We start from the raw sequence: 12,254 nt of genomic DNA on the forward strand, positions 1-12,254 counted from the left end.
TCGCTGGTGCGGGAGCGCAACCGGCCCGGGTGGGCCGACCCGCCCCCACCGACTCCAGCAGTGCGTCGGTCATCGCCCACGAGGAGGCACACCGGCTCGCGGAGGCGGTGCGCGGCCTCCCGCACCGGCAGCGCGAGGTCGTGGTGTGCCGTTACTATCCGGAGCTGAGCGAGGCGGAGACCGCCGCGCTGCTCGGGATGAGCGCCGGCTCGGTCAAGCGGCACGGACACCGCGCCCGCGCGGCCCTCGCGAGCAGGATGGAGGGGGACCGATGACCACCGACCAGCGGCTGCACGCCGCGCTCACCGCCGTCGCCGAGGAGGTCCGGGTCACCGAGGAGGAGCACGCCCACGCGCACCACCGGTTCATCCACCGCCGCGAGCTGCTCGCCCGGCGCCGGCGCCGGACCCACGGGCTGGTGGCCGCTGCCGCCGCTGCCGCGCTCGTGCTCGGGGGCGGTGCCGTATGCCGTGAGCTGGGGGACGCGACGAACGCGCCCCAGCCCGCCGGGACCGAGCAGGAGGAGCCCCTGCCGGAGGAGCTGCCGCTGAGCGTGGACACCCTGGCGGGCATCTGGCTGACCCACGACTCCACCGGATGGCTGTGGGCGTTCCACCGCAACGGCACCCTCACCTTCGCCAACCCGACCGCACGTGGCCTCCAGGCCTACGAGCCGGTGGCCTACACCGTGACCGACTCCGGCATCGAGCTGCCGGACGACCTCTGCGACTGGGAGCTCCAGGTCAACAGCGACGCCACCATGGTGGGCCAGGTCGTCCGTGTCCCCGACCCCCCGGACAGCCCCTGCGCCGGGGAGGACGCGGGGGCGGACCAGGTGCGGTGGTGCCGGCTGTCACCCCGGTCGGACCACGGGGCGAGCTTCGTCTGGACGGGGTCGACGGGGGAGGACGAGGAGACCCAGGCCCTGCGCCTGCATGCCGCTCCGACGGACGTCGAGTCGGTGGGGGTGCTCAGCCGCACCTGGCTGCAGCAGGGGACGGGCGGCTGCTGGCGATCACGCTGGGTGACGGCCAGGCGCCTGCGCGCTACCGGCTCGACGACGCCGGCGAGCTGTTCAGCAGCCCGGCCGACGTGGGGGAGGCGGCGGTGGACTCCGCGGGGCGGCTGCTCCTGGTCAGCACCGAGGACTCGCCGGGATGCCCCGCCGGGTCGACCGCCGTCCTCGGCGACGTGGTGCTCCGCGGGACAGGCGGGACCGTCCCACCCCTGCCGGCGCCGTCGCTCGAGGTGACGCTCGGCACCCACGAGTGCTCGCTGCACGAGGAGCTGGGCGGGGTCTGGGTCCAGGTGTCCTGACGGCCACCTGAGGTATCTTGACATCAAGATACCTCGAGGAGGCCGGGATGCCTGTGTGGGACCCTCAGCAGTACGCGCGGTTCGAGGACGACCGGGCGCGGCCCTTCGTCGACCTGATGGCCCGGGTGCAGGTCACCGACCCGGGACGGGTGGTCGACCTCGGGTGCGGTCCGGGCACCCTGACGGCCTCGCTGCGCCGTCGCTGGCCCGGCGCCGAGGTCGTCGGCGTCGACTCGTCGCCGGAGATGGTCGCCCGCGCGCTCCCCCTGGAGGAGCCGGGACTGACCTTCGTCGAGGCGGACCTGCGTGGCTGGGTGGCCTCGGCCGGGAGCACGTCATACGACGTGGTCGTCAGCAACGCGACGCTGCAGTGGGTGCCCGAGCATCTCGACCTGCTGCCGGCGCTGGTGGGCCTCCTCACGGCCGGCGGGTGGCTGGCGGTCCAGATCCCCGGCAACCACGACGCGCCGAGCCACACGGTGCTGCGGGACCTCGCCACACGCACGCCGTACGCCGAGCACACCGAGGGCGTGGCCGTGCGGCCCGACCTGCCCGGGGCGCAGGACTACCTGGAGCGGCTGAGCGCACTGGGCTGCCGGGTCGACGCGTGGGAGACGACCTACCTCCATGTGCTGCCCGGCGAGGACCCGGTCTTCGAGTGGGTCAGCGGCACGGGTGCGCGGCCGGTGCTGCAGGCCCTGCCGGACCACCTGCGCGAGGACTTCACCCGCGACTACCGCCGAGCCCTGCGGGAGGCCTACCCCCGTCGGGCCCACGGGACGGTGCTGCCGTTCCGGCGCGTCTTCGCCGTAGCCCGGCGTGGTTGAATGGCGGGTGCGTGAACAGATGTTCACCTCCCTGCCCCGGAAGGACCCGTCGTGTCCCGTGCTGCCGTCGAGCCCGACACCGCCGCCACCGGCTCACGACAGCTGTCCACCCGTTCGATCATCGCCGTGCTGGCCCTGTGCGGGACCCTGGTGTCCCTGCAGCAGACGCTCGTGCTGCCGCTGCTGCCCGAGTTCCCGCAGATCCTCGACACGACGCCGGAGAACGCCTCCTGGCTGGTGACCGTCACCCTCCTGACGGCCGCCGTCGGCACGCCGATCGTGTCCCGGCTGGCCGACATGTACGGCAAGCGGCTGATGATGGTGCTCTGCCTCGTCGCGGTGATCGTCGGATCCGGCATCGCCGCCCTCAGCACGGCGCTGCCGCTGGTCATCACCGGACGCGGCCTGGCCGGCCTCGGCACCTGCCTGGTGCCCGTGGGCATCAGCATCATGCGCGACCATCTGCCGGCCGACCGGGTCGGCTCCGGCGTCGCCCTGATGAGCGCCACGCTCGGCATCGGGGGAGCGGTGGGGATGCCCCTGGCCGGTGTCATCTACGACAACCTCGACTGGCACGCGCTGTTCTGGGTGTCCGGCGGCTTCGCGGTGGTGATGCTCGCCCTGGTGCTGCGCGTGGTGCCCGAGTCGACGGTGCGGACCCGCGGGTCGTTCGACTACGCCGGCGCACTGCTGCTCTCGGTGGCCCTGACGTGCTTCCTGCTGGCGGTCTCCAAGGCCGGGGCGTGGGGCTGGACCGACGAGCTGACGCTCACCCTGCTCGTGGTCTCGGCCGCGGTCTTCGCGCTGTGGGTGCCGTGGGAGCTGCGCTCCGGTCAGCCGCTGGTCGACATCCGCACCTCCACCCGGCGCACCGTGCTGCTCACCAACAGCGCGTCGGTGCTGGTCGGCTTCGCGATGTTCACCAACTTCCTCACCTCCGCCCAGCAGGTGCAGATGCCCGTGGAGTCCGGCTACGGGTTCGGCCTCAGCGTCGTCGACACCGGCCTGGTGCTGCTGCCGGCCGGCCTGCTGATGGTGGCGATGTCCCCGGTCGCCGCCCGGCTCATCCGGGTGTACGGCCCGCGCCTGATGCTCATCGCCGGAGCGGTCACCATCGCTGCCGGCTTCGTGCTGCGCACCTTCCTGCACCACTCCGTGCTCCAGGTCATGATCGCCTCGGGCGTCGCCTCCATCGGGACCGCAGTGGCCTTCGCCGCGATGCCGACGCTCATCATGCGCTCGGTGCCGATCACGGAGACCGCCTCCGCCAACGGGCTCAACACGCTCCTGCGCGCCATCGGCACCTCCACCGCCAGCGCCACCGTGGCAGCGGTCTTCTCCGGTCTTGCCGTCACCATCGGCGGGCAGTCCGTCCCGAGCTTCGGTGCCTACCAGCTCATGTTCTGGCTCGGGACGGTCGCCGCGCTGGGAGGGGCGGGGATCGCGGCGTTCATCGTGCGGCCCGCCGCCGCGGCGGCCGAGGTGCCTGCGGGCGAGACGGCACCCGAGCGGCACGAGGTGAAGTCGCAGGGGACGGGGCGCGAGCTCATCGTGCGGGGGAGCGTGACCGACACCGCGGACCGGCCCGTCCGGCAGGGCGTCGTGAGCGTCCTGCACACCGACGGACGGCACGTCGACTGGGGCCGGACCGACAACGAGGGCCGCTACGCACTGGCCCTGCCCGGGGCCGGTCGCTACCTGGTCGTCGCCTCCGCGGACGGCTGGGCCCCGCAGTCCGGGCTGGTGGACCTCGACGCGTCCGGCATCGACACCATCCGGATGCACCGCCGGCTGACCCTCACCGGCAGGGTCACCGACGACGGCCAGCCCCTGGATGGGGTGATGCTCTCGCTCATCCGGCACTCGGGGGAGTACGTCGCCTCCACGCACAGCGACCGCGACGGTGGCTACGAGATCGGCCTGCCGCCGCCGGGCCGCTACGTGCTCACGGCGGTCGACCTGGGCCACGATCGCACCCGGTCCCGTGCGGTGCAGGTGGCCTCCACGTCCACCACCCTCGACATCGACCTGCAGACCGGCGTCCCGCCACGGGACACCTCGACGGCGTCCGGCGTCGGCGCGGAGGTGGGGCGATGAGCACGGGCGCGCCGCATCCGTCGACCCGTGACACGGTCCTCCAGGTGGCACGACGGCTCTTCGGCGAGCGCGGCTACGCCGGGGTGACGATCCGTCAGATCGCCTCGGACGCCGGGGTCTCACCCGCCCTGGTGATGAAGGTCGGTGGGTCCAAGGAGCAGCTGTATGCCGACGCGACGCCCAGCGAGCCCGCGCCGCTGGACCCGCACACCTCGACCGAGGGGCTCGGTGAGCTCCTGGTGCGGCGCCTCCTGGACCGCCGGGCCGCCGACGTCGCCGAGCCCTGGCTGAGGGCGATCTACCTGCTGCACGACGCGCCCGACCCGCTGGCGGCCCGACGTGAGTTCCGCGAGCGCTTCCTGGGCCGCTTCGCCGGGGACGACCCGGACAGCAGGCGCCGTGCCGACCTGCTCGCCTGCACTCTGCTCGGCCTGGCGGCCGGTGCCCGCTCGTTCCGCCTGCTCGACCCTGCCACGACCGACCTCGACGCCGTCGTCCGGGAGTACGGCGCCGTCGTCCAGGGGCTGCTCGACGGGATCCACCAGGAGCCCACCTAGTCTGGCCCCATGACCGTGCGCAGGGTGATGGGGATCGAGACGGAGTACGGCATCACGCGGGCCGACGACCCGGCCGCGGACCCGATCCACCTGTCCGGGCTGGTCGTGCGGGCGTATGCCGCGTCCGCCGGTCCGACCCGGGCGCTGCCGACGGGCGCCGGGTGGGACTACGCCGACGAGACCCCGCTGCGGGACGCCCGGGGCTACGAGATGGCCCGCGCGCTGGCTGACCTCAGCCAGCTCACGGACGAGGACGACCCGGCGGTCGCCAACTCTGTGCTCTCCAACGGCGCCCGCCTCTACGTGGACCACGCGCACCCGGAGTACTCGTCCCCGGAGGTGACCAGCCCGCGTGCCGCGGTGCTCTGGGACCGCGCCGGCGAGGAGGTCATGGTCTCGGCTGCGCGCGCGCTGCAGGGTCAGGAGGTGCCGGTGCGGCTGTACAAGAACAACGTCGACGGCAAGGGTGCCTCCTACGGCACGCACGACAACTACCTGGTGCCCCGTTCGGTCCCGTTCGCCGACCTCGTGCGTGGACTGCTGCCCTTCCTGGTCGCCCGCCAGGTGATCTGTGGCGCCGGCCGGGTGGGGGTCGGCCCGGCGTCCCAGCTGCCGGGCTACCAGATCGGTGCCCGTGCGGACTACATGGAGACGGAGGTCGGGCTGGAGACGACCCTCAAGCGCCCGCTGGTCAACACCCGCGACGAGCCGCATGCCTCGGCAGCGGTGCACCGGCGGCTGCACCTCATCGGCGGCGACGCCACGAGCGCCGACGTGGGCGGTCTGCTCAAGGTGGGCACGACCAGCCTGGTCCTGCGGCTGGTCGAGACCGGGCGCGCCCCGGAGCTCGCCCTCCAGGACCCGGTCGGAGCCCTCCGCGTCATCTCGCGGGACACCACCCTGCGCACGACCGTCCCGCTGGAGGGCGGAGGGTCGATGTCCGGGCTGGACATCCTGGAGGCCTACCTGCAGGCCTGCCGCGACGCGCTGGCGGAGGAGGTGCCCGGCTGGACGGCCGACCCGGACACCGCCGAGGTGCTGGAGCGGTGGGGAGGCCTGCTGGACACCATGCGGGAGGACCCGATGCGGGCCTGCGGGCAGGTCGACTGGGTCGCCAAGCTCGCCCTGCTGCGCGGCTACCGCGACCGCGACGGCCTCGCCTGGGACGACCCCCGGCTGCGCCTGGTGGACATCCAGTACAGCGACGTCGACCCGACCCGTGGGCTGGCCGCCCGGATGAGGGCCGCCGGGCGGATCGAGTCGCTGGTCTCCACCGACGAGGTCCACCACGCGGTGGCGAGCCCGCCGGAGGACACCCGGGCCTGGTTCCGCGGCGAGTGCGTGCGCCGGTACGCCGCCCACGTGCGGGCGGCGTCCTGGGACTCGGTGGTCTTCGCCGAGTCCGGCAGGGGCCTGCGCCGGGTGGCCCTGCCCGAACCTGAGCAGGGCACCCGGGCCCAGGTCGGGGACCTGCTGGACCGGCACAGCGACGCGGCGTCGCTGCTGGGGGAGCTCGCCAGCACCGGCGCGTGACTGTCAGGGCCGTCTGCCAAGATGGGTGCATGGCCGGTCAGGAGCAGCAACGCAAGGATCACCAGCGGGACGACGAGCAGCCGGAGCCCGGGGCGGCCCCCGCGGCCGGCCAGGCCCAGGACGCTCAGCGCGACGCCGACCTGGACGCCCTGCTCGACGAGATCGACGGCGTCCTGGAGCCCAACGCGCAGGAGTTCGTGCACACCTTCGTGCAGAAGGGCGGCCAGTGAGCAGCTCGGGCGACCGGACCGACGGGCGACTGCCCACCGCATACCGGGCCGTGGGGGGCACCTCGTTCGTGGAGTTCCTCGGTGCACAGGCTCCCCACCTGCTCCCCGGTGGCGAGCGACGTGAGCACCTCGGTGCCGGCACGGTGGTGGAGGCACCACACGGCACCACGATCGTCGCGCTGACCTTCCGCGACGGCGTCGTGGTCGCGGGGGACCGGCGCGCCACCATGGGCAACCTCATCGCCCACCGCGACATGGACAAGGTGTTCGCTGCGGACGACTACTCCGTCGTGGGCATCGCAGGCACCGCCGGGGTGGCCGTGGAGATGGTCCGGCTGCTCCAGGTCGAGCTGGAGCACTACGAGAAGATCGAGGGCACGCTGCTGTCCCTGGAGGGCAAGGCCAACCGGCTCGCGACGATGATCCGGGGCAACCTGGGCAACGCCTTCCGCGGCCTGGCCGTCCTGCCGCTGTTCGCGGGATACGACCCGGGCCCCGGCACGGGGCGGATCTTCTCCTACGACGTCACCGGCGGCTGCTACGAGGAACAGCGGCACCACAGCATCGGTTCGGGGGCGCACTTCGCCCGCGGGGCGCTCAAGAAGCTCTGGCACCCGGGCCTGCTCAGGGAGCAGGCGGTCGCCGTCGCGGTCGAGGCGCTCTACGACGCCGCCGACGACGACTCCGCGACCGGGGGGCCGGACCTGGGACGACGCATCTGGCCGACCTGCGCCGTGGTGACCGAGCTCGGGGTGGAGCTCCTGCCCGAGACCGACCTGGAGCCCACCGTCCAGGCGCTCGTCGAGGCCCGGCGCGACAACCCGGGGGGTGCGCGATGACCTTCCCGATGTACGTCTCGCCCGAGCAGCTGATGAAGGACCGGGCCGACTACGCCCGCAAGGGGATCGCCCGAGGTCGCTCGGTGGTCGTGGCCGGCTACGACAACGGCATGGCCTTCGTTGCCCACAACCCGTCCCGCACGCTGCACAAGGTCTCCGAGATCTACGACCGCATCGGCTTCGCCGCGGTGGGCAAGTACAACGAGTTCGAGAACCTCAGGGTGGCGGGGATCCGCTACGCGGACCTGCGCGGCTACTCCTACGACCGCAGCGACGTCACGGCCCGGGGCCTGGCCAACGCCTACGCCCAGACCCTGGGGACCGTGTTCACGCAGGAGTCCAAGCCCTACGAGGTGGAGATCTGCGTCGCCCAGGTCGGGCCGACAGCCGCCTCGGACCAGATCTTCCGGCTCACCTACGACGGCTCGGTGACCGACGAGCCGGGCTACGTGGCCATGGGAGGGGCGACCGAGCCGCTGACCACGGGTCTGCGCGAGCGGTGGGAGCCCGGCATGAGCCTGGCATCCGCGCTGAGGCTGGCGGCCGGGCTGCTGCGGCCCGGAGCCGAGCCCGCCTCCGGTCCGCTGTCCGCCGAGGAGCTGGAGGTCGCCGTGCTCGACCGACGCCGGCCACGGCGCGCCTTCCGCCGTCTGGGGGGGCCGTTGCTAGACGCCCTGCTGTCCCCCGACGACCCCACGAGCGACATCCCGACCCAGGACGACCGGCGGCCCGGTCCGCACGACCTGCTGACCGGCGCGCCGGACGCCTAGGCTGGCGGGGTGGAGCGGCGCATCTTCGGGATCGAGACCGAGTTCGGGGTCACCTGTGCCTTCCCGGGCGAGCGCCGGCTGTCCTCGGACGAGGTGGCGCGCTACCTCTTCCGCAAGGTCGTCAGCTGGGGTCGCTCCAGCAACGTCTTCCTCGGCAACGGCTCCCGGCTCTACCTCGACGTGGGCTCGCACCCGGAGTACGCGACGGCGGAGTGCGACTCCCTGGACGACCTCGTCGCGCACGACAAGGCCGGCGAGCTCGTGCTGCACGACCTCGCCCTGGACGCCGAGCAGCGGATGGCCGCCGAGGGCATCGAAGCCAGGGTCTACGTCCTGAAGAACAACGTGGACTCACGGGGCAACTCCTACGGATGCCACGAGAACTACCTCATCGAGCGCAAGGGACAGCTCAGCCGCATCACGGACACGCTGATCCCCTTTCTGATCACCCGGCAGATCGTGACCGGTGCGGGGCGCCTGCACGTGACCGGTGAGCGGGCGACCTACCTGGTCAGCCAGCGCGCCGACCACATCTGGGACGGGCTGAGCTCGGCCACGACACGCTCGCGCCCCATCATCAACACCCGTGACGAGCCGCACGCCGACGCCGAACGCTACCGCCGGCTGCACGTCATCGTCGGTGACTCGACCATGAGCGAGACCACCACCAAGCTCAAGGTGGCCATCACCGACCTGGTGCTGCGCACGATCGAGGCGGGCACGATCATGCCCGACCTCACCATCGAGAACCCCATCCGGGCCATCCGGGACATCAGCCGTGACATGACCGGCGCCCACCTGGTGACGCTGTCCAACGGGCGCCGGGTGAGCGCGGTCGACGTGCAGGTCCAGCTGCTCGAGCTCGTGCGGGCCCATGCCGAGCGGGTCGGGCTGGCCGGCGAGGAGCCCTACCGCTGGGCGCTGGAGCTCTGGGAGCGCACCGTGCACGCGGTCTCCGCGGAACAGCTCCAGCTGGTGGAGACCGAGATCGACTGGGTGATGAAGTGGCGCATGCTCCGGCAGTACGCCGAGCGTCACCGGCTCGAGCTGCACGACGACCGGCTGCAGCAGCTGGACCTGGCCTGGCACGACATCCACCCCGACCGGGGGCTGTTCAACATCGTGCAGCGGCGGGGCGGTGCCGCTCGGGTCTGCACCCCGGAGCAGGTGGCGGAGGCGACGGTGCGGCCGCCGCAGACGACCCGCGCCAAGCTGCGGGGCGACTTCGTGCGGGAGGCGCAGGCTCACGGCCGGGACTTCAGTGTCGACTGGGTGCACCTCAAGCTCAACGACGCGGCCCAGCGCACCGTGCTGTGCAAGGACCCGTTCGCGGCCCACGACTCCCGCGTCGACGATCTCATGGAGCTGGTGCGGGGTCCTGCTCACAGCGAGCGCCCAGCGTCGGCGCTGTAGGGTTGCCTCGGTTCACCTACCCTCTCGAAAGATCAAGGACCCCGCGCGTGCGCTCACCTCGTGTCCGGCTGCTGGCAGCAGTCGCCGCCCCGATCATCCTGCTCACCGCGTGTGCCGACGACGCCGGCGACTCCGCCGACAGCACGGACGACAGCACCACGACCTCGGCCGGTCCCGACGACGCGGCGACCACCGCGTCGGTGGACGGTGACCTGTCCCAGGTGGGTGTCGAGCGGTCCGACGACGGCGAGGGCACCGAGGTGCCGACGCTGACCTACGCGGGGGAGCCGTTCCCCGAGGGGGACCTGCCGTTCGGGGTCGCCGAGACCACGGTGGAGCAGGTCGCCGAGGGCGACGGCGAGGAGGTCGCCGAGGGCCAGCAGGTCACGGTGCGCTACCTGGCGGTCAACGGCACGAACGGCGAGGAGCTGCTGTCCACCTTCCCCAGTGACGACAGCGTCGTCATGGACCTGTCGAACCCGCAGCTCCTGCCCGCCTTCCTGGAGTCGCTGCCGGGCCAGAGGCCGGGCGCCGAGCTCATCATGGCGATGCCCCCGGGTGAGGGCTTCGGCGAGACGGGCAACGCCAACCTGGGCATCGGCCCCACCGACACCGTCATCTTCTACGTCGAGGTCGTGGAGGCGGTCGACCCGCTCAGCGAGGCCGAGGGCACCGAGGTCGACCCCGTCGAGGGCCTGCCCACCGTCGAGGCGGACGGGAGCAGCCCGGCGTCGATCACCATCCCCGAGGGGGAGGACCCGCCCAGCGAGCTGGTCGTGCAGCCCCTCATCGAGGGCGAGCGCGACGAGGTCGAGGCCGGGCAGTCGGTGACCGTGCACTACACGGGCGTGAAGTGGTCCGACGGAGAGCAGTTCGACTCCTCGCTCGAGGCCGGGCAGCCGTTCAGCACCGTCATCGGTGCCGGCCAGGTCATCCCCGGCTGGGACGAGGGCCTGGTCGGCCAACCGGTCGGGTCCCGCGTGCTGCTGGTGGTCCCGCCGGACATGGCCTACGGCAACAACCCCGAGAGCGAGCTGGCGGAGGAGACCCTGGTCTTCGTCGTCGACATCCTCGCGGCCGGCTGACGCCGTCCGCATCCGCTGCAACGACCGCCAAGGAGCATCGATGAGCGAGAAGACCAAGCCCGAGATCGACTTCCCCGGTGACACCCCGCCCGGTGACCTGGTCGTGGAGGACATCCTCACCGGCGACGGCGCGGAGGCCACTCCCGGACGGACCATCAGTGCCCACTACGTGGGAGTCGCCTGGTCCACGGGAGAGCAGTTCGACGCCTCCTGGGACCGTGGAGCGCCGCTGCGCTTCCAGGTCGGGGTCGGCCAGGTCATCCAGGGGTGGGACCAGGGGCTCCTCGGCATGAAGGTCGGTGGCCGGCGCAAGATCACCATCCCTCCGCACCTGGGCTACGGCGACCGCGGTGCCGGCAACGTCATCAAGGGCGGCGAGACGCTGATCTTCGTCGTCGACCTGGAGGACGTGGCCTGACCGGCCGCCGGCCCGCCTGAGGTCCTCTCAGCAGCCCCCGGCCCCGCGCGCGGCCGGGGGCTGCTGCGTGCCCGTGGCCAGCCGTGCAGCGTGCCGTCCGGCTGCCGCTGCGGCGAGGAAGGCCGCCGGGTCCTGTCGGTAGCCACGCCCCATGGTCGACAGGCCCACCGGCACGGTGGCCAGGGCATCCGGAAGGCCTCCGCAGGACACGTGCACCTCGCGCAGATGGGCCGCCGTCGCGCACAGCTGACGCGCGCCTGCGACCACGTCCGCGGCCAGCTCCTCGGACACGCCGGCGCAGCGCGACAGGTCCGGGACCACCAGGTCGGCCGGTCGTGCCAGCACCCGGCCGTATGCCGTGGCGCTGTGGTGCGACACGCCGCGGTGCCGTGCCCGTGGGTCGGCTCCGGAGACCCGGAGAGCGGCGACCCCGCGCCCCCCGAGGACGGCCGCGGCGTTGAGCGCCTCACCGGCGGCCACCCCCGAGAAGCCCCATCTCGTGCCGGTGCCGAGGTTGCCGGGCCCCTGGGTGACGACGACGAGGTCCGCCACGGCCACCAGCCGTGCCGCGAGCAGACCGGTGTGCACGGTGACCGCCTCGAGGTCACCGCCGTAGCTCTGGCCCGTGGTGACGACCGAGACCAGCCAGCCCGCCTCCCGCAGGGCTGAGGACGTGCGGGAGAAGGCTGCCGGCAGCGCACCTCCGTCGGTCATGACGTAGGCGACCCGCAGGTCCGGTGACTCCGCTCGGACCCCGGCGAGCACTGCCGGCAGGCTGGAGTGCAGGTCGGCCGCCACGACCGGCATACCGCCCAGGTCGTCGGCCTCACGCAGCAGCGCGTGGTGCGGGCTCTCCTGGTCGTCGACCCCCATGACCATGGCCTGCAGGGGGGTGTACCGCGCCTTGACGAGGTGGCCGGGCTCCTTCTGGGACAGGGGCAGCCGGTCCGGGAGGGCCACCACCATCGCGAGCCCGCCGGTGCCCAGGGACCGGTCCAGCGCGTTGCTGTTGAGCAGGCACCGGTCACCCACCTCCGGCTCGCCCACGAGGCCGACGTAGGCGAGCGCGGGCACGTCGGTGCCGTCGGCGTCGCGCACGACCAGCTCGACCGCCCCGGGTCGCCGCCGCACCACCGCGGACACCACTGCCTCGGACCACCGGATCACA

General features: G+C 72.8%; 13 protein-coding genes. 12 read left to right on the forward strand and 1 reads right to left on the reverse strand.

What is annotated here, in order from left to right; translation table 11 throughout:
• Window positions 1-29: 29 nt before the first annotated feature.
• From LVO85_RS12570 to LVO85_RS12625, 12 genes are all read left to right on the forward strand, one after another.
• Window positions 30-275 (forward strand): sigma-70 family RNA polymerase sigma factor, encoded by a 246-nt coding sequence (locus LVO85_RS12570; protein WP_232747832.1) that lies wholly within the window; start codon window positions 30-32, stop codon window positions 273-275.
• The gene (locus LVO85_RS12575; protein WP_232747833.1) at window positions 272-1,252 is read left to right on the forward strand and encodes a hypothetical protein; all 981 of its coding nucleotides are present in this window, start codon (window positions 272-274) and stop codon (window positions 1,250-1,252) included. The genes LVO85_RS12570 and LVO85_RS12575 overlap by 4 nt, the downstream gene beginning before the upstream one ends.
• Window positions 1,253-1,364: 112 nt before the next feature.
• Window positions 1,365-2,144 (forward strand): trans-aconitate 2-methyltransferase, encoded by a 780-nt coding sequence (locus LVO85_RS12580; protein ID WP_232747834.1) that lies wholly within the window; start codon window positions 1,365-1,367, stop codon window positions 2,142-2,144.
• Between the two features lie 51 nt (window positions 2,145-2,195).
• Window positions 2,196-4,241, forward strand: coding sequence for an MFS transporter (locus LVO85_RS12585; protein ID WP_232747835.1), 2,046 nt, complete (start codon window positions 2,196-2,198; stop codon window positions 4,239-4,241).
• On the forward strand, window positions 4,238-4,798 hold the full coding sequence (locus LVO85_RS12590; protein WP_232747836.1) for a TetR/AcrR family transcriptional regulator: 561 nt from the start codon (window positions 4,238-4,240) through the stop codon (window positions 4,796-4,798). The genes LVO85_RS12585 and LVO85_RS12590 overlap by 4 nt, the downstream gene beginning before the upstream one ends.
• 9 nt (window positions 4,799-4,807) lie before the next feature.
• The gene (gene dop, locus LVO85_RS12595; RefSeq protein WP_269813425.1) at window positions 4,808-6,331 is read left to right on the forward strand and encodes a depupylase/deamidase Dop; all 1,524 of its coding nucleotides are present in this window, start codon (window positions 4,808-4,810) and stop codon (window positions 6,329-6,331) included.
• Between the two features lie 29 nt (window positions 6,332-6,360).
• The gene (locus LVO85_RS12600) at window positions 6,361-6,561 is read left to right on the forward strand and encodes a ubiquitin-like protein Pup (protein ID WP_232747837.1); all 201 of its coding nucleotides are present in this window, start codon (window positions 6,361-6,363) and stop codon (window positions 6,559-6,561) included.
• Window positions 6,558-7,400, forward strand: a complete 843-nt coding sequence (gene prcB, locus LVO85_RS12605) for a proteasome subunit beta (RefSeq protein WP_232747838.1) — start codon at window positions 6,558-6,560, stop codon at window positions 7,398-7,400. Before LVO85_RS12600 ends, prcB begins: the two co-directional genes overlap by 4 nt.
• A complete protein-coding gene (prcA, locus tag LVO85_RS12610; protein WP_232747839.1) occupies window positions 7,397-8,170 on the forward strand; it encodes a proteasome subunit alpha in 774 nt (257 codons plus the stop codon). Before prcB ends, prcA begins: the two co-directional genes overlap by 4 nt.
• A gap of 9 nt (window positions 8,171-8,179) precedes the next feature.
• Entirely contained in the window at window positions 8,180-9,583 is a 1,404-nt protein-coding gene (gene pafA, locus LVO85_RS12615; protein WP_232747840.1) for a Pup--protein ligase, read from the forward strand.
• A gap of 47 nt (window positions 9,584-9,630) precedes the next feature.
• On the forward strand, window positions 9,631-10,668 hold the full coding sequence (locus LVO85_RS12620; protein WP_232747841.1) for an FKBP-type peptidyl-prolyl cis-trans isomerase: 1,038 nt from the start codon (window positions 9,631-9,633) through the stop codon (window positions 10,666-10,668).
• Window positions 10,669-10,708: 40 nt separating this feature from the next.
• On the forward strand, window positions 10,709-11,086 hold the full coding sequence (locus LVO85_RS12625) for an FKBP-type peptidyl-prolyl cis-trans isomerase (protein ID WP_232747842.1): 378 nt from the start codon (window positions 10,709-10,711) through the stop codon (window positions 11,084-11,086).
• Between the two features lie 27 nt (window positions 11,087-11,113).
• Here the strand turns inward: LVO85_RS12625 and LVO85_RS12630 are convergent, their stop codons facing one another.
• Window positions 11,114-12,253 (reverse strand): DUF3866 family protein, encoded by a 1,140-nt coding sequence (locus LVO85_RS12630; RefSeq protein WP_408637692.1) that lies wholly within the window; start codon window positions 12,251-12,253, stop codon window positions 11,114-11,116.
• Window position 12,254 lies beyond the last annotated feature (1 nt).

Origin of the sequence: Ornithinimicrobium sediminis (genome assembly GCF_021272345.1) — a bacterium.
In the GTDB taxonomy this organism is placed as follows: Bacteria; Actinomycetota; Actinomycetes; order Actinomycetales; family Dermatophilaceae; genus Ornithinicoccus; species Ornithinicoccus sediminis_B.

Bases quoted from the DNA above. Each gene is read 5' to 3' on its own strand.
- LVO85_RS12575 (WP_232747833.1), top strand. From the start codon at position 272: ATGACCACCGACCAGCGGCTGCACGCCGCGCTCACCGCCGTCGCCGAG.
- LVO85_RS12580 (WP_232747834.1), top strand. From the start codon at position 1,365: ATGCCTGTGTGGGACCCTCAGCAGTACGCGCGGTTCGAGGACGACCGG.
- LVO85_RS12590 (WP_232747836.1), top strand. From the start codon at position 4,238: ATGAGCACGGGCGCGCCGCATCCGTCGACCCGTGACACGGTCCTCCAG.
- dop (WP_269813425.1), top strand. From the start codon at position 4,808: ATGACCGTGCGCAGGGTGATGGGGATCGAGACGGAGTACGGCATCACG.
- LVO85_RS12600 (WP_232747837.1), top strand. From the start codon at position 6,361: ATGGCCGGTCAGGAGCAGCAACGCAAGGATCACCAGCGGGACGACGAG.
- prcA (WP_232747839.1), top strand. From the start codon at position 7,397: ATGACCTTCCCGATGTACGTCTCGCCCGAGCAGCTGATGAAGGACCGG.
- LVO85_RS12625 (WP_232747842.1), top strand. From the start codon at position 10,709: ATGAGCGAGAAGACCAAGCCCGAGATCGACTTCCCCGGTGACACCCCG.